This window comes from Polynucleobacter sp. MWH-Adler-W8, from assembly GCF_001889925.1.
In the GTDB taxonomy this organism is placed as follows: Bacteria; Pseudomonadota; Gammaproteobacteria; order Burkholderiales; family Burkholderiaceae; genus Polynucleobacter.
This window is the reverse complement of sequence record NZ_LZFI01000006.1, coordinates 34,582-54,914: the sequence shown is the minus strand read 5'-3', so window position 1 is coordinate 54,914 and position 20,333 is coordinate 34,582. Positions and strand designations below refer to the sequence as shown.

15 protein-coding genes are annotated in these 20,333 nt (G+C 46.5%); 3 read left to right on the top strand and 12 right to left on the bottom strand.

Annotated features, from left to right (window positions below; all coding sequences use genetic code 11):
• Window positions 1-96 precede the first annotated feature (96 nt).
• Genes AOC28_RS08215 through AOC28_RS08185 form a run of 7 tightly spaced genes read right to left on the bottom strand, consistent with a single transcriptional unit; the run spans window position 97 to window position 4,752 of the window.
• The gene (locus AOC28_RS08215; protein ID WP_072583497.1) at window positions 97-999 is read right to left on the bottom strand and encodes a pseudouridine synthase; all 903 of its coding nucleotides are present in this window, start codon (window positions 997-999) and stop codon (window positions 97-99) included.
• A gap of 59 nt (window positions 1,000-1,058) precedes the next feature.
• Complete coding sequence (gene scpB / locus AOC28_RS08210; protein ID WP_202816840.1) at window positions 1,059-1,847, bottom strand: methylmalonyl-CoA decarboxylase; 789 nt, start codon at window positions 1,845-1,847, stop codon at window positions 1,059-1,061.
• Between the two features lie 34 nt (window positions 1,848-1,881).
• Window positions 1,882-2,097 carry a hypothetical protein gene (locus AOC28_RS08205; RefSeq protein ID WP_072583496.1) on the bottom strand — a complete coding sequence of 72 codons (216 nt, stop codon included), beginning with the start codon at window positions 2,095-2,097 and terminating at the stop codon, window positions 1,882-1,884.
• A 12-nt stretch (window positions 2,098-2,109) separates the two neighbouring features.
• A complete protein-coding gene (phaZ, locus tag AOC28_RS08200) occupies window positions 2,110-3,327 on the bottom strand; it encodes a polyhydroxyalkanoate depolymerase (RefSeq protein WP_072583495.1) in 1,218 nt (405 codons plus the stop codon).
• A complete protein-coding gene (locus AOC28_RS08195) occupies window positions 3,324-3,662 on the bottom strand; it encodes a hypothetical protein (RefSeq protein WP_072583494.1) in 339 nt (112 codons plus the stop codon). Before AOC28_RS08195 ends, phaZ begins: the two co-directional genes overlap by 4 nt.
• Window positions 3,653-4,090: a cupin domain-containing protein gene (locus AOC28_RS08190; RefSeq protein WP_072583493.1), complete on the bottom strand. Its 438-nt coding sequence runs from the start codon at window positions 4,088-4,090 to the stop codon at window positions 3,653-3,655. Before AOC28_RS08190 ends, AOC28_RS08195 begins: the two co-directional genes overlap by 10 nt.
• 2 nt (window positions 4,091-4,092) lie before the next feature.
• Window positions 4,093-4,752, bottom strand: a complete 660-nt coding sequence (locus AOC28_RS08185) for a glutathione S-transferase family protein (RefSeq protein ID WP_072583492.1) — start codon at window positions 4,750-4,752, stop codon at window positions 4,093-4,095.
• Window positions 4,753-4,925: 173 nt separating this feature from the next.
• Here AOC28_RS08185 and AOC28_RS08180 point away from each other — a divergent pair, with 173 nt between their 5' ends.
• From AOC28_RS08180 to AOC28_RS08170, 3 genes are read left to right on the top strand one after another with little or no spacing between them, the layout of a single operon-like run.
• The gene (locus AOC28_RS08180; protein WP_072583491.1) at window positions 4,926-8,321 is read left to right on the top strand and encodes a transglutaminase family protein; all 3,396 of its coding nucleotides are present in this window, start codon (window positions 4,926-4,928) and stop codon (window positions 8,319-8,321) included.
• Between the two features lie 11 nt (window positions 8,322-8,332).
• Complete coding sequence (locus AOC28_RS08175; RefSeq protein WP_072583490.1) at window positions 8,333-10,945, top strand: circularly permuted type 2 ATP-grasp protein; 2,613 nt, start codon at window positions 8,333-8,335, stop codon at window positions 10,943-10,945.
• Window positions 10,923-11,876 (top strand): transglutaminase family protein, encoded by a 954-nt coding sequence (locus AOC28_RS08170; protein ID WP_237767775.1) that lies wholly within the window; start codon window positions 10,923-10,925, stop codon window positions 11,874-11,876. Before AOC28_RS08175 ends, AOC28_RS08170 begins: the two co-directional genes overlap by 23 nt.
• 48 nt (window positions 11,877-11,924) lie before the next feature.
• On the opposite strand, the gene AOC28_RS08165 is transcribed toward AOC28_RS08170, so the two are convergent.
• The 5 genes from AOC28_RS08165 to infB all read right to left on the bottom strand — a co-directional run bounded on the left by AOC28_RS08165 (window position 11,925) and on the right by infB (window position 20,328).
• On the bottom strand, window positions 11,925-14,288 hold the full coding sequence (locus tag AOC28_RS08165) for a Tex family protein (RefSeq protein WP_072583489.1): 2,364 nt from the start codon (window positions 14,286-14,288) through the stop codon (window positions 11,925-11,927).
• A 110-nt stretch (window positions 14,289-14,398) separates the two neighbouring features.
• On the bottom strand, window positions 14,399-16,216 hold the full coding sequence (gene typA / locus AOC28_RS08160) for a translational GTPase TypA (RefSeq protein WP_072583488.1): 1,818 nt from the start codon (window positions 16,214-16,216) through the stop codon (window positions 14,399-14,401).
• 51 nt (window positions 16,217-16,267) lie between these two features.
• Window positions 16,268-17,179 carry a tRNA pseudouridine(55) synthase TruB gene (gene truB, locus AOC28_RS08155; protein WP_072583487.1) on the bottom strand — a complete coding sequence of 304 codons (912 nt, stop codon included), beginning with the start codon at window positions 17,177-17,179 and terminating at the stop codon, window positions 16,268-16,270.
• 3 nt (window positions 17,180-17,182) lie between these two features.
• The gene (gene rbfA / locus AOC28_RS08150; RefSeq protein ID WP_072583486.1) at window positions 17,183-17,563 is read right to left on the bottom strand and encodes a 30S ribosome-binding factor RbfA; all 381 of its coding nucleotides are present in this window, start codon (window positions 17,561-17,563) and stop codon (window positions 17,183-17,185) included.
• Window positions 17,564-17,568: 5 nt separating this feature from the next.
• Window positions 17,569-20,328, bottom strand: a complete 2,760-nt coding sequence (gene infB / locus AOC28_RS08145) for a translation initiation factor IF-2 (RefSeq protein WP_072583485.1) — start codon at window positions 20,326-20,328, stop codon at window positions 17,569-17,571.
• Window positions 20,329-20,333: the final 5 nt, after the last annotated feature.

Sequence of the window (20,333 nt, the reverse complement as noted above, 5' to 3'; positions counted from 1 at the left end):
GCATCATATTAGCTTAAGAGCTAATATCGTGCTAGGTTTTATGCCTATTTTTAGTGCCGAAAACACTCCCAACACCCAACATCAAGGGATATAGGACTAAAGCTCTAGGTCTTGAAGACTATTAAAAGCTCTTTTTGACCCATCCATAGGATCAATAAACCCCATCTCTTTGGCCAGCAGTTGTAATGGCTTTGAAAAGTCCAAGTCATATTCTTGGTAAGGCGTAATTATGGGGTAGATCTGATCATGCTTCATGGGGATATTGAGGGCATTGAGATGGCAACGCAGTTGATGCTTTTTGCCGCTACCCGGGGTAAGTCGATACTTAGCCCATGGCTTGTTTGTTGCTATGAGCTCAATCAAGGTATCTGAGTTTGGCTCACCTTCAACTTCTTGCATTTGCAGAAAATGTTCCGATTCTTGAATGCGGCTTTGATAAGTGATTGGCAGTTGTTTTTCTAATTCTTCAGAGTATGGTGCTATTGCTTCGTACATCTTTTTGACTGCCCTATCCCTGAATAAATTTTGGTATTGAGCTCTTTCACTTGGGTTTACTGAAAAGATAACCAATCCTGCTGTATCACGATCAATTCGATGTATCGGGCTGAGTGTTTGGATGCCTGTTTTTTTCTTGAGTCGATTTAATAAGGTTTGATGTAGATAAAGTCCGCTTGGTGTTACTGGCAAGAAATGGGGTTTATCTGCAACCAGAATATGTTCATCTTGATAGAGGATCTGCTCTTCAAATGGGATCTCTGGCTCGCGAGCCAGACGCCTGAAGTACGACAAGTGAGTATTGGGCATATAGGCGCCACTTGCTTTAAGGGCATGGCCTTCTTGGTCGAGAATAAGCCCTTCATGAAAGCGATCGATCCACTCGACTTCGCTAATGTGCGGAAACTGAGCAACAAAAAATGCCAGTAAATTCAGATGAGTTTGATCTGCAGGCAAATACACCCGCGATGCTGAGACTCCTTCTGAATTAACTTGTGTGCCCATAGCGCCCCATAGATAGGAGCCCTATTTTATGCTTTTCCCCGAGCGTTATTGGCGTCGCTTTACTTGGCCTGACCAAATACTGGGTCGCGCTTTTCTAGGAAGGCGGTAATACCCTCTCGGTAATCACTTCCCATATACACATTCTTGCGCAAGGATTGCAGGTGCTCAAATACGGCGGGATTCATAACTGCGGCATCAGAGAGCATTTGCGCCTGGGCTTTGAGCACAGAGTTAGCCTGAGGTGAACGCGAAGCAATGGTTCGAGCCATTTGGTAAGTTTTTAGCTCTAATTCACCAGAGACGTAGAGATGATTCAGGATGCCAATCTGCAAGGCGCGATCAGCACCAATAGGGTCAGCAGTCAAGAACATCTCTTTGACGACGTTCAAGGGCATGCGTGACATGAAATGCAAAATTCCGCTCGCGGTATAAGGGAGCCCTAACTTGGCCGGTGTAATTGCAAAGGTGGAGTCATGATCACCAATGGCAATATCGCAACTCATAATTAAATCGGTCGAAGCACCCCATACCGAACCATCAACCATGGCTATCACCGGCGCTCTAAAGGCTCTGATGGATTGAAGCAAGACCATAACTGGGTCATCAGCGGGCAAGGGATCCCGTTCTGATCTAGGTAATTCCATCACATCATGGCCTGCAGACCAAACTTTATTCTTTTGATCTGATCTCAGCACCAAGACCCGCACATCTTGCTTACCAAACTCTTCTAAAGCATGATGCATCTCTTCTATCAAGCACTCACTTAATGCATTACGCTTATCGTAGTGATTAAACCGAATTGTGGCGATTAAATCAGCCTGCTCTGTTTTGATGTATTGATAGTTCAATGCGCTGCCTCTTAATATATTTTTTAATCTTTCATTACGCTGCTATCAAAATATCACCTAACTCCATCTTTTCCCACCAGATAAAGGGTAAAAGATAGACCGGCTCATCAGCATCCTGAAGAATTTCCAGCGCCCCATCATTGGTCTTGTTGGCCTCATACTTTCCAGGATTGAGAGGTTTGCAGCCATTATCCGTACCATCATTGCGACGCATTCTGGCAATGATATTTCGAGTGATATAGACGACCATATTTCCTCCTGATTAAAGTGCTGACTGAATGTGGTTGCGAACTACTGGATAAATCTGGCTTTCCCAGCGCTTGCCATTAAATACTCCGTAATGACCGACACCCGCTTGTAAGTGATGTGACTTCCTGTATCCAGGCAGGCCAGAACAGAGACCTTGCGCCGCTAAAGTTTGTCCAATGCCACAGATATCGTCTCGCTCACCTTCAACGGTGAGCAAAAAGGTTTTCTTAATCAGCTTTGGATTCACTAACCTACCTTGGTATGTCAAAGTTCCATTAGCTAGATCGCGATCCATAAATACTTTTTTAATGGTTTCCAAGTAGAAAGGCCCCGACAAATCCATAATTGCAAAATATTCTTCATAAAAATCATGAATCACATCCGCCTTCTCATCGTCACCATTAACGCGATACTCATATAGCTTTCTGAAGGATTCTGCATGGCGATCAGGATTCATACTCATAAATGCCATAAGCTGCAAGAAACCTGGATAGACTTTCCGTCCAGTGCCATTGAATTGATTTGGAATAACCCCGATGAGCTTTTCTTCAAACCAAGACATGGGTTTGCTGGTAGCTAATTCATTGACCTTTGTTGGACTTTGACTGACATCAATCGGCCCAGCCATCAAGGTCAAGCTTGCCGGGACATAGGGACTCTTGTCTTCAGACATGATGGCTGTGGCTGCTAAGCAGGCTACTGTTGGCTGACATACCGCCATCAGGTGGGTTTGCGGTCCGATCACCTGCAAGAAGTTAATGATATGCTCGACATAAGCATCAAAGTCAAAGTCACCACAGCTCAATGGAATGTCACGAATGTTCAACCAATCAGTTACATAAACTTCATGATCAGTTAGAAGTGTCTTAATGGTTCCCGCTAACAAAGTAGCAAAGTGTCCTGACATTGGAGCGACTAAGAGGATTTTCGGTTGACCAGAAATGTTGGGCTTTGAAAATCGAATCAAGTTACAAAAATGCGTTGAGTAAATTAATTCCTCTGTAACAGGCTGCTCCACCCCAAATGAATCCATGACAGATTGAATTTTAAAATCAGGTCTTGTGTGCGTAAACCCAAGCAAAGAAATCTGCTCATAGTGTGCGGCTAATCGCTGCATAGGATTTAGGGAAAAGTTTCCAAACCAATTAGTAGAGACGCGCTCTGACGCTTTTGCAAACATCCGAACCGGATTATGCAAATTAGCAAAGGTTTGATAAGCTTTGTACATCATCTATGGGCACCGCTTTCTATATGACGCAATGCTCGTTCTGTAGTTTTGAGTGCTGGGTCAAATACCCTACTCAAAGACACATCATTGGCAATAATGGCTGCGGTTTGTGCTGCACGTGCTGCAACGATGGATAAATTCACGAAACCAGCAACATTAAAAGTTTTGAGAAGGTCTGGCAACTCTTCGTCCTCTGAGGCAACTTCGCCAGCCTCTATCTTTTGATAAAGCTCGCGGTAGTAACTCTTCATACCATCGAGCTCCTCAGCAATCGTCATAATCCGCTGAAACAAGACCGCAAAGTCTGATGCCAGCACATTGTTTTTGACTACTTCCATGGGGTTACCCCTGGCACCTCGGCTGGAGCAACAGAAACTGGGATGGTTCCAAAGTCCGCAGGGCCCACTATCTCGAGATATTCCATATCGGGCGAATAGTCAAAGAGGAAATGGGTGATGCCCGGCATTTGATGAACAACATCACCCGCCTCAACTAAGGTGACCTTATCTTCATACATAAACTTGGCCCAACCTTTAGTCATAATGACAATTTGGAACTCTGCTACGTGATAGTGCCAACCAGTACCATTCTCTGGTGGCTTATTGGCCTTCACGAGATGAGCAATAACCTTGCCCTTAGTGGCCTTAGCGACACCCAAATCTTTATAGAGAAAAAAATCTCTTAGGCCGCCTGGTAAAAACTGAGTATCAGCGGGTTTTACATGAGAAAACTCGGTATCACTTTTAAAATTTACGGGTGCGTTCATTTTTAAAACTCCACTTCAAGTTCTTCAATGTCATCGGGTTCTTCGAGGGCGCCCATCACCCATTCCTTCATCTCAGGCATCGCCATGATGTGCGTGCAGTAATCCCTGCTCGCCTTGTCCAGCTCTATGTGATATGTCAAGAATCTTGTGACCACTGGCGCAAACATGGCGTCAGCTAATGTGGGCTCCTGGCCAAATAAGAAAGGCCCGCCGTATGTTGTTAAGCAGTCCTGCCAGATAACTAGAACGCGATTAATATCAATTTGCGCTTTTGACCAAACCTTGAATGACTCAAACTTTGCTTTGACATTCATGGGTAAAGAAGCGCGCAAAGCAGAGAAGCCGGAATGCATCTCGCCACAGATAGATCGACAATGCGCCCTTGCTACCGGATCCTTGGGTAACAAATGGGCTTTAGGGTTTAATTCATTGAGATACTCGCCAATGGCCATGGTGTCCCATACTTTGCAGCCGTCATGATCTAAACGAGGAACCAGAATGGATGGCGACAAGAGTAAGAGTTCTGCCCGGTTATCTACATCATCCGGATGCACCTGCACTTCCTGGAAAGGGAGGCCAGAAAGCTTGAGCATCAGCCAACCGCGCAATGACCATGAAGAGTAATTTTTGCTACTAATCGTCAAGGTAGTCTGCTTAGACATAAGAGCTTTCAAATGAGGTACAACTACAACTTATTCCTCCTAAAACAGCGATAGTTAGCTAAATGCCCTGTTTTTGACGGGTTCTGCCCAAATCTGGGCATGCTTGGCTTTTACGCACCCATCTTGTGCGCCGCAATAATGCACCCTTGTGGTGAACTTATAGACTTTGAGTCATGTCTATACACGCCGCCCTACACCACGTCACCGAATATATATATGACCGCCCAGTAAAACTGGGACCGCAGGTAATTCGTCTACGACCGGCACCTCATTGCCGCAGCCATATTCTTTCTTACTCTCTCAAGATTGAGCCTGAGGGTCATTTTATTAACTGGCAACAGGATCCATTTTCAAACTATCAAGCTCGTTTGGTTTTTCCTGAACCAACGACACGCTTTAAAGTAACGGTCGATCTTGTTACGGAAATGGCCGTATACAACCCATTTGATTTCTTTTTAGAGCCAGATGCTGAAGACTACCCCTTTACCTACAGCCAAGATCTGAAGAAAGAGTTGCGCCCTTACCTAGGTAAAAAGCGCAATGACGGCATCAACAAATACTTCAAAACGGTTGATCGCAGCAATATGCGCACGATCGATTTTTTAGTTGCGCTCAATCAAAAAGTTCACAAGGATATTAGCTATACCATTCGAATGGAGCCTGGAGTACAGACCCCAGATGAGACTTTAAAACTTCGCAGTGGTTCTTGTCGTGATTCTGCTTGGTTAATGGTGAATCTCTTGCGCCTTTGCGGACTCGCGTCTCGCTTTGTTTCGGGCTATCTCATTCAGCTCAAGCCAGATGTCAAAGCACTTGATGGACCGAGTGGAACAGAGGTAGATTTCACGGACTTACACGCCTGGTGCGAGGTGTATTTGCCAGGCGCGGGATGGATTGGCTTAGACCCGACTTCCGGCCTATTTGCTGGTGAGGGGCATATCCCTGTTGCCTGCACACCTGAACCTTCAGGTGCAGCCCCGATTGAAGGTGGTGTTGACGAATGTGAAGTGCAATTTGCTCACTCCATGGAAGTCACTCGCATTTATGAAGCGCCCCGAGTAACCAAACCATATACCGAAGAACAGTGGCAAGCGATTGTCGATCTGGGCCATCAAGTTGATAAGCAATTGGTTGCAGGCGACGTTCGCTTGACCATGGGTGGTGAGCCTACTTTTGTATCCGTTAATGGTCGCGATGAACGTGAATGGAATGTAGATGCATTAGGACCAACGAAGCGGGGTTACGCAACCGATTTAGTAGAAAAACTTCGCAAAGAATATGGCGATGGTGGCTTCCTTCATTTTGGTCAAGGCAAATGGTATCCAGGAGAACAACTCCCTCGCTGGGCTTTGTCAATCTACTGGAGGGCTGATGGACAACCTATTTGGAAAAATCCCAAACTCTTCGCCGATGAACGTCACCCTACTAACTACACCAGTAAAGATGCTGAAAAATTTGTCTACACACTTTCCAAAAAATTAGGTTTAGCGGATAAATTTATCGAACCCGCTTATGAGGATGTTTTTTATTACCTCTGGCGGGAATCTAAGCTACCAGTCAACGTTGATCCCTTCAAATCAAACCTAGACGATGAGATGGAGCGCACTCGTTTAAAGCGGGTCTTCACGCAGAAATTAGATTCCGTGGTGGGCTATGTCCTCCCTATCGAAGCGAATGAAGGAAAGAATTACCTAGATACCGCTTGGAAGACGGGTCCTTGGGAATATCGTGATGATCGCCTATATCTGCTACCAGGCGACTCGCCAATGGGCTATCGACTCCCCCTGGAGTCCCTACCCTGGGTGAGTAAAGCAGACTACCCCTATCTCATTGAGCAAGATCCATTTGCTCCTAGACCGCCATTAAATAGTCAAGCGTCAATTGTTCACCAACAACAACCAACTCGTAAAGAATTTACAGCGTCTGGCAAAACGATTTGGAGTCAGTCGCAAGAAGTAAGACATCCAAAACGTCAAGAATCAGCCGCATGGGTTACCAGAACAGCGATGTGCGTAGAAGCGCGTGATCCAATGCGCTCCAATGGACCCAAGGCTGAGAATGAGCATGGTGGTAAGTCAGGCGTGCTGTATGTCTTTATGCCCCCACTCGCCCGTCTTGAAGACTATCTCAATTTACTGGAGGCGGTAGAAGCTACTGCTGAAGAGCTGCAGTTTCAAATTGTGCTGGAGGGATACACCCCACCACGCGACCCACGCTTGAAGTTGTTACAGGTGACACCAGATCCAGGCGTTATTGAAGTCAATATTCATCCAGCCCATAACTGGGGCGAGCTAGTTGAGCATACGGAATTCTTATATCAAGCTGCTTTTGAATCTCGTCTTTCTGCTGAGAAATTTATGGCAGATGGCCGTCATACCGGCACAGGTGGTGGCAATCACTTTGTGATGGGTGGCGCAACACCGATTGATAGTCCGTTCTTACGTAAACCTGAGCTCTTGGCCAGCCTGATTTTGTATTGGCACAACCATCCGAGCTTGAGCTATCTCTTTAGTGGTATGTTTATTGGACCAACCAGTCAAGCACCTCGCGTGGATGAAGCACGCAATGACCAAATCTACGAATTAGAAATCGCATTGAAAGAAATTCATGAGAATCGCAAGAAGTTTGGCAAAAGCATGCCGCCGTGGCTGGTGGATAGAACGCTACGCAATATCCTGATTGACGTCACCGGTAATACGCATCGCAGCGAGTTCTGTATTGATAAGATGTATTCACCAGATAGTCAAACGGGTCGCTTAGGCCTACTAGAATTACGTGCTTTTGAGATGCCTCCACATGCGCATATGAGCATTGTTCAGCAATTACTCATTCGCGCCTTGATAGCTCGTTTCTGGGATAAGCCTTATGAGGCACCAATGACGCGCTGGGGAACTGAACTCCATGACCGCTGTCTCTTGCCAACATTTATCAAAATGGACTTTGATGATGTCATTCAAGAGATGCAAAGGCATGGTTACGACTTTAAGCCGGAGTGGTTTGCACCTCACCTCGAGTTCCGCTTCCCTCTCATTGGACAAGTGCAAACGATGGGAACAGAAATTACCTTACGCAATGCACTTGAACCATGGCATGTTATGGGCGAGGAAAATGCTGCAGGAGGTACTGCACGCTATGTTGACTCCTCACTAGAGAGAATAGAATTACGTGTTACCGGCTTAAATCAAAGTCGCTACACCATCACCTGCAATGGCGAGCCTTTGCCACTCCAACCAACAGGTGTTGCGGGAGAGTATGTAGCAGGCGTTCGTTATAAGGCCTGGAATCCTCCATCCAGTCTGCACCCGAGTATTGGTATTCATGTTCCATTGATTTTTGATGTGATTGATACCTGGAATAAACGCTCTGTTGGAGGTTGCCAATATCACGTTGCCCACCCTGGTGGCCGAAACTACGACAACTTCCCTATCAATGCCTATGAGGCTGAGAGTCGCCGCCTTTCTCGCTTCTTTAGGATGGGTCATACCCCTGGAACTGTTGAAGGGGCTCTGGCGAACATTGACCTCCCGGCTAGTAAGGAATTTCCATTTACGCTGGATATGCGGCGGTGAGACAATAGTTTGTGGATAACGCTCAGACTTATTCTTTGAAAGACGCCAGCAACCCTTCGCTGTTGGAGGATATCAACCGCCTATCACCCACACCCAAAGAGGGACACTTTGATGAGTTACGAGGGAAATCGGGGGCGCTACTGCCCGAATGGCAAACTTTTTTTGAATCCCTTGGCCCCTCTGGGTTAAGCGATCTTGATCAACGCACCCAAGAGCTCAACAGGCAGATTCGGGATAACGGAATTACATATAACGTCTATGCCGATGAGTTTGGTCCGCAGCGCCCTTGGTCAGTAGATTTATTTCCGCTCCTCATTAACCCTGAGTCTTGGCAAAAAATTCAGTCTGGGGTTTTGCAGCGAGCACGTTTACTCGAAGCGATTATGGCGGATGTATATGGGCCGCAAAATTTGTTGAAAGAAGGATGGATTCCTCCAGCATTAATTCACGGGCATCCTGGTTACTTGCGTTCCATGCATGGTGTCGATCTTAAGAATAGAAAATATCTTCATATCATGGCTTTTGATTTAGCCAGAGCGCCTGATGGATCATGGTCAGTTCTGTCGCAACGTACCCAAGCACCTTCTGGTCTTGGGTATCTTTTGGAAAATCGCAATCTGATTGCAAGGCAATTTCCCAAAGCATATGAGCTCATGCAGATTGCCCCACTAGCCAATGCCTATAGAGACTTAATCGATGCATTAAAGCTTGAAAGTCCGGCAGGTGCTAATGCCCATATTGCCCTCCTTACCCCGGGACCTTATAACGAGACCTACTTTGAGCACGCCTATCTCGCTCGTTATCTCGGCCTAACTTTGGTTGAGGGTGGTGACTTAACCGTACGCGACCAACATTTGTTTTTGAAAACGGTACGCGGTTTAGAGCCTGTACATATTTTGCTTAAGCGTTTGGATGATGAGTTTTTAGATCCATTAGAACTGCGCTCTGATTCCACTCTAGGCGTCCCCGGTCTATTGCAAGTGATACGCGCTGGTAATGTTGTACTGGCAAATGCTCCTGGCTCAGCTTTCCTAGAATCCCCCGCTCTACTGGGATTCTTGCCGTCGATTAGCGAGAGACTTTTAAATGAAAAAGTGCAGCTTCCAGCAATGGATACCTGGTGGTGTGGTGAACGCGCTGCACTTGAGGCTGCCATTCCGAATTTAGGGCATAGCGCCATTAAGCCGACCTTTCCGAATGGCACAGGTCATCAAAGTTACGAATCCGCTTTAGGCTGCGATCTAAATCAGGCTCAGTTAGATGAATGGGTTGGGCGTATTACCAGACAGCCTGATGAGCACACTGTGCAAACCTACATTCCCTTGGCACAAATGCCAACCTGGTTAAATGCCTTTAACCTCAATGATGCGTCTTTGATTGAGCCCCACTCATATATGTTGCGAGTCTTTGCCCTGAGTGATGGTTCTAATAGCTGGCAAGTATTGCCTGGTGGACTTGCCCGTATTGCAAGTACTGATTCAGGTATTGCTTCTATGCAACGAGGCGGCAGTAGTGCTGACGTATGGGTTCAAAGCCCGCAGCCCTCACAAGAGCAAGGACAACATTTACAGCATCCGATTCAAGCCCCTGAAAAAATGATGCGTAAGCGCTTAGTGACCAGTCGCGCCGCTGAGAATCTCTATTGGTTTGGGCGCTATACCGAGCGCAGTGAAAATATTCTGCGCTTGGCTAAGCTTTATCTTGAAAAGATTAACAGCGAATACACCCCTTCCCGTGCATTGTGGTCTTGGCTGGAAAACCTATGTCACTACTACGGACTTGTGCCTGAAGGTGTACCAAGTACTTTTGACCAGAGTGATATGCGTCACCGAATTTTTGAGCGCACTTTAATTAGCTCTCTCAATGCCAGCGACAGCGTCACCAGCGTGGGCTATAACCTGAATGCCATGAAACGCACGGCTTCTAATGTAAGAGAACGACTCCCCCCGGAGCAATGGAGCACTATCAATCATTGCATTGAGCAATTTCAAGCTGATTGCCATAAAGCCAATACCTTTAATGATTTTTCTGCCTCGCTCGCTATCGACGCTTTAAATGGTGCAAGTAGTTGCTTAGCGGCGATCACTGGCGCTCAAACTGACCGTATGACACGTGATGATGGCTGGCAACTACTTTCTATTGGAAGGCATATCGAGAGACTCGCCTTTCTGACAAACGCATTAGATTCAGCTATCGTTTCTGGCTTACTTAATAATCCAAATGCAGACAGCTCAGGTTATACCGCGCTACTCAATTTATTTGATAGCACGATCACTTTCCATGCGCAGCACCAACAAAGCCGTGAGATAGCCCCTTTAATTAGCTTACTGGTGATGGATGATGAAAACCCACGCTCCCTGGCCTGGGTTAGCAAAGCGCTCCGCGCCAGACTCTCTAAACTTGCGGGCACCGAGCGAAATAACCCGGATGAGTTAACTCGTAGTGTCATTAATCTCCTAGATTACGACTTATACACCTTGTCGACTGCCGATGGGTTCGGCAATCTCTCTAACCTGAGAAATTGTTTGAGCAATTGCTCGCAATCTGCCTGGAATGTTTCAGATGCAATTAGCGCACGCTATTTCAATCTGATTCACTCTAATGAATACAGTATCCAAATGTAATGCGCCAATTATGTTGCTAGAAATTACCCACGATACCCGTTACGCTTATGATCCTGATGTTGAGATTGCGCAGCATTTTGCTCACCTTAAACCAGCAGATCTAGAGACGCAACGAGTACTAAATTCCGAAGTTCAGGTGAGCCCAAGGCCTTCTTGGAGCGAAGAGAACATAGATAGCCATGGAAATGTTTGTACCTTCTTTTCTTTGCAGAATAGGCACAGTGAATTACTCATCACAGCCAAGTCGCTGATCGAGACTACAGCTACTGAATATGGCCCTAAGCCCCAGGAAACTGCACCCTGGGAGCTGGTACGCGAATACTTCCGCTATCACTCCAATACTCAATGGGATCCTGCCTCAGAATTTCTATTTACATCTCCATTCATTACTTTGAGACCAGAGTTCGCAGAATTTGCGAGGGCTAATTTCACGGTTGGTAGACCGATACTAGATGCAGCAATTGATTTGATGAAGCGTATCTATAGCGAATTCCATTACGTTAGTAAAAGTACCGATATCAACACCCCTGCACTAGAGGCGCTAAATAAGCGTGAAGGTGTTTGCCAGGACTTTGCACATATTTTGATTGCGTCGCTCCGCAGTATCGGCATTCCAGCAAAATATATGAGCGGCTATATTCTGACGAATCCTGCGCCTGGTCAAGCAAGACTGATTGGCGGCGATGCTTCACATGCTTGGGTCTCAGTTTATGTTCCCAGCATGAATGAAAACGGTATTTTAGGTAAGGGCATTTGGTGTGATCTAGACCCAACTAATAATCGCTGGGGCTACGGAACTCCTGGGGAAGATTATGTTCACTTGGCCCAGGGAAGAGATTACTCCGACGTCTCCCCTATCCGTGGCGTCATTCATGGCGGAGCAGACCATACGCTTGATGTAGCTGTAACGGTAATGCCTATCAATCCCTAAGGATCGATAGAACCTTCAGGCTTCTGCACCCATACAAAAAATAAGCTGCTATTTTTTTAACTTAGCTAATGCCATAGCCATGGCGTTATTAATGGGCGCAGCCGACCTTCTATCTTCCTGTGGTTTTCTGTTTTCTGTTGACCTAGGGCGATTGGGGGCTCTTTGCTCAGTTTTGGCTGCCGCCTTAGCGCTTTCCTTTAGGGCTTCATCACTTAAGCGCATCGTTAATGCAATACGCTTACGCTTTTCGTCTACCTCTAGCACTTTGACTTTCACAACCTGCCCCGCTTTAACAACGCTATGCGGATCTTTTACGAAGGTATTAGATAAAGCAGAGATATGCACCAAGCCATCTTGATGTACACCAATGTCAACAAAGGCACCAAAGGCGGCAACGTTAGTCACTACGCCTTCTAAAATCATATCCGTTTTGAGGTCGCTAATTTTCTCGACACCATCTTTAAAAGTTGCAGTAGTAAATTCAGGGCGTGGATCTCGACCAGGCTTTTCCAATTCTTTAATAATGTCAGTAACAGTAGGCAGACCAAATTGGCCATCAGCATACTTTTCTGGTGAAAGTGACTTCAGCAAACTAGCATCACCAATCACTTCTTTAACGCCTTTCTTAATATCCTTCAGAATCTTTTCTACCAAAGGATAAGATTCAGGATGAACTGCAGAAGCATCTAATGGATCATCGCCATTCATGATGCGCAAGAATCCAGCAGCTTGCTCATAGGTTTTATCGCCGAGTCGCGGAACGCTCTTGAGATCCGCCCTCGATTTAAATGCACCCTTGCTATCGCGATAGGCCACTATTCCCTCAGCCACTGTTGAGCTTAAACCGGAAACCCGTGCTAGCAATGGGGCTGAAGCCGTGTTCACATCAACACCGACAGCATTCACGCAATCCTCAACTACTGCGACTAATGATTTAGCCAACTGGGTTTGCATCACATCATGCTGGTACTGACCCACACCAATTGATTTAGGATCGATCTTTACCAGTTCGGCTAATGGATCTTGCAGGCGACGTGCAATCGATACTGCGCCACGGAGCGATACATCCATCCCGGGCAATTCTTTTGAGGCATATTCAGATGCAGAGTAAACAGAAGCACCCGCTTCAGAAACAACAATCTTGGTGAGTTTGAGTTCTGGCTTAGCCTTAATCAGTTCTTGGGCTAATTTATCAGTCTCGCGAGATGCAGTACCGTTACCAATCGAGATTAAGGTGGCATTGTGCTTCTCAGCTAATTTAGCCAAAACATGTAATGAACCAGCCCAATCATTTTTTGGTTGATGCGGGTAAATTACTTCAGTGTCCACTACTTTTCCAGTAGCATCCACTACGGCCACTTTCACACCAGTGCGCATGCCGGGGTCGAGACCGATAGTTACCCTTGGGCCAGCAGGCGCTGCCAGCAAGAGGGCTTTAAGGTTGCGAGCAAATACATTAATCGCTTCAGTTTCTGAGCGCTCACGTAACGCTGTCATCAGCTCAGACTCTAAATGCAGTGAGCACTTAATACGCCAAGTCCAGCGAACAGTATCGGCTAACCAAGCATCGGCAGGTCGCCCCTCGTTTTTAATCTTGAAATGATTGGCTATCCGGTTTTCACAAGGATTGTGAGGAGAATCCCATTTTGGCTTTTCTTCTTCAGTATCTAGACGCAGGTTGACCATTAACATCTGTTCCCGACGACCCCTGAATAAAGCTAAGGCACGATGAGATGGAATGGCTTTAATCGGCTCAGAGTAATCAAAGTAATCAGCGAACTTCTCTCCCTCTTGCTCTTTACCAGCAATCACTTTGGATTCGACTACACCGTGATCTTGTAAATACTCTCTAAGAGATTGCACCAATGCTGCATCTTCTGCAAAGCGCTCCATCAAAATTTGACGTGCTCCTTCAAGCGCAGCCTTGGTATCCGCAACGCCAGGATTATCTGTCCCATCGACCTGGAACGCCTCCTTCAGATACTTTGCAGCTTCTGTTTCAGGATCGAGCTTGGGATTATTGAGGAGGTCATTTGCCAAGGGCTCTAAGCCAGCCTCTAAAGCAATTTGTGCCTTAGTCCTTCTCTTAGGTTTATACGGCAGGTAAAGATCCTCCAAGCGAGTCTTATCCTCTGCCAACATTATGGCTTTCAGCAACTCTGGCGCCATCTTGCCCTGCTCCTCAATGGAGGCAACGATTGTCTTGCGGCGATCCTCTAGTTCACGAAGATAGCTAAGACGTTCTTCCAATAAACGTAACTGCGTATCATCCAAGCCACCGGTAGCTTCTTTGCGGTAACGAGCGATAAATGGCACGGTAGCCCCCTCATCCATCAGGGCTATAGCAGCAGCTACTTGAGCAGGTTTAGCAGCAAGTTCTTGGGCAAGGCGTTGTTCAATTGATGGCAGCATGTATATCTAGTTTTATTTATTTAACTTATAAATGATTAATTTATAGTTTTGATTTCAATGAAGAACAAAAGCCACCCGGAGGTGACTTTTGTTGTGTAGCTGGAAAGAGCTTACTCGCGGGATGCTTTCTTACGATCGTGCTCTTTCAGGTGACGCTTACGGATACGTACGCTTTTCGGCGTTACTTCAACCAACTCATCATCGCTAATGAATTCAACCGCATATTCCAAGGTCAAATCAATTGGTGTTACCAAGCGAACTGCTTCGTCAGTACCTGAAGAGCGAACGTTGGTTAATTGCTTACCCTTGATTGGGTTAACAACCAAGTCATTGTCACGACTATGGATACCAATAACCATTCCCTCGTATACAGGATCACCATGGCTAACAAACATACGACCACGATCTTGTAACTTCCAAATAGCATAGGCAACTGCTTCGCCATCATCTTGACTGATCAATACGCCATTATGGCGTTCACCCAAAATGCCATCTTTCGCTGGAGCATAAGAATCAAATGTGTGACTCATCAAACCATTACCGCGAGTCATGGTCATGAAGTCACCCTGGAAGCCGATCAGACCACGTGCAGGAATGCGGTACTCAAGACGGGTGCGGCCTTTGCCGTCACTCACCATATCTTGCAACTCACCCTTACGCTTACCCAAGTCTTCCATCACAGAACCTTGAGTGGCATCTTCTACGTCAACCGTTAAGTTCTCATACGGCTCCATTTTGACGCCATTCTCTTCATGAAAGACAACGCGTGGACGGGAAACGGCCATCTCATAGCCTTCACGACGCATGGTCTCTACCAAGATAGTGAGATGCAACTCGCCGCGACCTGATACCTCAAATACGGTGTCATCATCAGTCTCTTTTACGCGCAGAGCCATATTGGCCTTCAATTCGCGGTCTAAACGTTCACGAATTTGACGGCTAGTTACAAACTTGCCTTCACGACCAGCCAATGGACTAGTGTTCACCATAAAGTTCATGGTCAAGGTTGGCTCATCAATCTTGAGCATTGGCAATGGATCTGGCTTATCAACCGCACATACTGTTGTACCAATGGCCAAATCTTCAATACCATTGATGAGGGCGATATCACCAGCAACCGCCTCGTCAACGATTTCTCGCTCGAGACCTTTAAATTTTAATACTTGGTTGATACGGCCTTTGAATGGCGTGCCATCAGGACCATTCATGCAGACCACTTCCATGCCTGACTTCACGCGGCCCCGGCTAATACGGCCAACACCGATCTTGCCAACATAGCTGTTGTAGTCAATTGAAGAAATCTGGAATTGCAAGGGGCCTTCTGCGTCGTCATCACGCACAGGAACGTGCTTCAGAACAGCATCAAACAAGGGGCGCATAGTACCTTCACGCACATCTTCTGACTCTCCTGCATAACCATTCAAGCCTGATGCATAGATCACCGGGAAATCTAACTGCTCTTCAGTGGCGCCTAGTTTGTCAAACAATTCAAAAGTTGCGTTGATCACGTAGTCGCAACGTGCGCCTGGACGGTCAACCTTATTAATCACAACGATTGGCTTCAAACCTAATGCCAAGGCTTTCTTGGTAACGAAGCGGGTCTGTGGCATTGGACCTTCAACCGCATCAACCAAGAGCAATACACCGTCAACCATCGAGAGTACGCGCTCTACTTCACCACCGAAGTCCGCGTGTCCTGGTGTATCAACGATATTAATATGTGTACCGTCATACTCTACTGCACAGTTCTTGGACAAAATAGTAATGCCACGCTCTTTTTCCAAGTCGTTTGAGTCCATGACGCGTTCAGTCATTTTTTCATTTGAGCGGAATGTGCCAGATTGGCGCAAGAGTTGGTCAACCAAGGTAGTTTTTCCGTGGTCAACGTGGGCGATGATGGCGATGTTACGAAGTGCGCGTTTAGTCATGTGAAGCTTCTTGAGTTAAAGATAAGTAAAAGGGTTATAAATAATGATTAATTAATGAGCCTGCGAAATTAAGCGCTTTGGATGCAAAACACCAGAACGCCAATCAGCAGTACCAATAAAGTTATGAGGAGCAGCAGTCGCACGATAAATACGTACCAATGCTTCAATGGAAGGTAAGTTCAGCGGAACACGCTGCCCCATTTCAAGACGTTTCGCTTGTTGCTCATCCACTGTTAAGTGTGGCAATGTTTGTAGCAAGGCATCAACAGGCAATATGTAGTCAGCACTATTTTGCAGGCCGCTTTGTATCGCTTCAATCGTAAAGGACTGCTCAAGATTGAGATGCCCTACTTCGGTACGACGCAAGCCAACTAAATGGGCGCCACATCCTAGGGCATTACCAATATCTTCTGCCAGAGCACGAATATAAGTTCCTTTGCTACAGCTGACTTCTAACGTAGCTTCGGGCCAAGCAATGTCAGTCCAGCGAATGACGTGAATGGTGATATCTCGTGGAGTGCGCTCTAACTCAACACCTGCGCGAGCGTATTCATATAAAGGTTTGCCATCACGCTTGAGTGCGGAATACATTGGCGGCACTTGAGATATCGGCCCCGTAAATTTTGGAAGTAAAGCATCTAATGCAGATTTGATTGCAACTGTGCTTGCATAAACAGGTAAAGGCAACTCTTCAATGATGAGACCTTCAGCATCGCCGGTATCAGTGCGTGAGCCGAACTTTACTCGAGCGATATAAGACTTATCTGCTTCAAGCAAATCTTGTGAATACTTGGTTGCTTCGCCTAAGCAGATAGGCAGTAAGCCGGTCGCCATTGGATCCAAAGTACCAGTATGGCCAGCCTTGTCAGCATTAAAGGCGCGCTTGACTGCAGTAACGGCACCCTGTGAACTCATTCCAGCAGGTTTATCTAGCAGCACTACGCCGTCGATCCGTATTGACATGAACTATTTAGTCTCGTCTTTGTGGTCGCTGCTGCGATCACTATCAACGGCTTGATCGATCAATCGAGACATTTCTATGCCATGCTCTACTGAGCTGTCATAGTGAAAATGTAAGGTAGGAACAGTATGAATATGCAAACGCTTAAACAAGAGTGAGTGCAAATACCCTGCTTTTTCTTGAAGCGCTTTTAAAGCATGCTCAGGCTCAGCACCCAAAACCGTAAAGAACACTTTGGCATGGGCCAGATCCGGTGTGAGCTCAATACTTTGTAAAGTAATCAAGCCCAAACTCGGGCTGCGCAATTCACGAGGAATAAGTTCGGCCAGGTCTCGCTGAATTTGATCGGCGAGACGCTGGTTACGATGCGGGCTAGTTTTATGCATATTGCTTAGAGTGAACGTGCAACTTCAGTAACTTCAAATACCTCAAGCTGGTCGCCCTCTTTAATGTCGTTATAGCCTTTTAATGACAGGCCGCACTCAACACCGGCACGAACTTCTTTAGCGTCATCTTTGAAGCGCTTGAGAGAGTCCAGTTCACCAGTCCAAACAACGACGTTGTCACGCAAGAGACGAACACTAGATGTGCGTTTGATGATTCCATCAACCACCAAGCAACCCGCGATAGCGCCAACCTTAGATACCAAGAAGACTTGACGAATCTCAACGAGACCAGTGATTTCTTCTTTCTTATCTGGAGTCAACATGCCGCTCAGCGCCAACTTCACTTCATCCACTGCGTCATAAATAATGTTGTGATAACGAATATCCACACCATTGTTTTCAGCCAGCTTACGAGCCGCTGCATCAGCGCGGGAATTGAATCCAAAAATAACCGCTTTAGAGGCAACTGCCAAGTTCACGTCAGTTTCAGTAATACCACCAACACCTGCGTGAACAATTTGCACCTTCACCTCGGGTGTAGATAACTTCATTAATGACTGTGCCAAAGCTTCTTGAGAACCTTGTACGTCAGCCTTGATGATCAACGGCAATAACTTGGCTTCAATGGCGCCTTCTTCCATGTTTTCCATCATGGTTTCAAGTTTGAATGCCTGCTGTTTAGCCAACTTCACATCACGGAACTTACCTTGACGGAAAAGTGCAATCTCACGAGCCTTACGCTCATCAGGAACCACTTGTACTGACTCACCAGCTGCAGGAACATCTCCTAAACCTTGAATCTCAACTGGGATAGATGGGCCGGCTTCGTTACATGGCTTACCGTTTTCATCCAACATAGCGCGTACGCGTCCGTAGGTTGAACCTGCCAACAACATATCTCCACGCTTGAGCGTGCCTGATTGAACCAATATGGTTGCTACAGGGCCCTTACCTTTATCCAAACGAGCTTCAATGACTAAGCCTTGAGCTGGCGCATCTTTAGGTGCTTTCAATTCCAAGATTTCAGCTTGCAAGAGCACGTTCTCTAGCAAGGCATCAATGCCCTCACCAGTTTTTGCGGATACCGGAATAAATGGCACATCGCCACCGTATTCTTCAGGAACCACTTGCTCTGCCACCAACTCAGTTTTGACGCGCTCAGAATTGGCTTCTGGTTTATCAATCTTGTTAATTGCCACAACAATTGGAACGCCGCCTGCAAGTGCATGGTGAATCGCTTCTTTTGTTTGCGGCATCACACCGTCATCAGCAGCAACTACCAAGATCACAATATCGGTCGCCTTAGCACCACGAGCACGCATTGCCGTAAAAGCTTCGTGACCCGGGGTATCCAAGAAGGTAATCATGCCACGCGGAGTTTCCACATGGTAAGCACCGATATGCTGAGTAATGCCGCCGGCCTCACCAGTAGCTACTTTGGCTGCACGAATCTTATCGAGCAAGGAAGTTTTACCGTGGTCAACGTGACCCATCACCGTTACAACTGGAGGACGCGGCAACAACTCCGCATCATGACCATCTGTACCAAGATCTAAATCTGGATCATCCAATTTTGCAGCAAAGGCTTTGTGACCCATTTCTTCAACAAGAATCATTGCGGTATCTTGGTCAAGCACTTGATTGATGGTGACCATTTGGCCCATACCCATCAAGAGCTTAATCACTTCTGCACTCTTCACCGCCATTGCATGAGCTAACTCAGCAACAGTAATGGTTTCTGGTACATGAACATCACGCACTATAGCTTCTGTTGGCACCTGGAAGTTGGTATCTACGTTCGCTTCAGCAATTTGACGTTGCTTCTTACGACCACCGCCTGAACGCCAACCACCAACACCACCAGAAGAATCTCCGCGCGTCTTTAGGCCACCAGGTTTCTTAGCGCCTTCTTCTTGCCAAGTCGATGATGTCTCGGAAGATTTAATAGTCTTTCCGCCAACTTTAGCAGCAGCCTTCTTCTTATCATCAGCACCTTCAACTTTTGCAGGTTTGTGCAAAGTACCTTTTTTCGCTTCTTCAGCAGCAATTTCACTTGGCGCTTTGAGAACACGTGCAGGAGCGCTCATCATGTCGCGGATTGCTAAAGCCTCAGCTTCAGCAGCAGCACGACGAACACGAATATCTGCTAATTCTTTTTCTTTGCTAGCCGCTAAATCTTTAGCGGCTTTATCTGTTGCTGCCTTTTTCTCTGCTGCCGCTGCGGCAGCAGCCGGCGCTGCATCTACAGGCGCTTCTTCTTTAGCAATTACTGGAGCCGCAACTTCTTTTTGACGTGCTTCTTCGGCGGCCTTCATTTCTGCTTCTTGACGCGCCAATAACTCAGCCTGGCGCGTTGCTTCAGCTGCGCGTTTCTCTAATTCTTCTTCAGAAATTATGGGTTTAGCTGGTGCTGCTGGAGCAACTTCTTTAGCCACTGGAATCGGAGTCTCTTCAGGCGCCTTATCACCGGCCTTAACGAGCACACGTTTTTTACGAACTTCAACTTGTACCGTGCGAGTGCGTCCAGCAGAATCCGCTTGACGAATTTCTGAACTCTCACGCTTGATTAAAGTAATCTTTTTGCGAGCGCCAGAATCTGCACTGCCATGTTCTTTTTGCAAATGCTCAAGCAGGACAGTTTTGTCCTTTTCGGTAATGCTATCGTCCTCAGAACCTTTTTCAATACCGGCCGCCTTCAACTGCTCCAAGAGGTCTGGCGCGGTACGTTTTAATTCTTTAGCGAGTACTTTTACTGTTGTTGCCATGCACT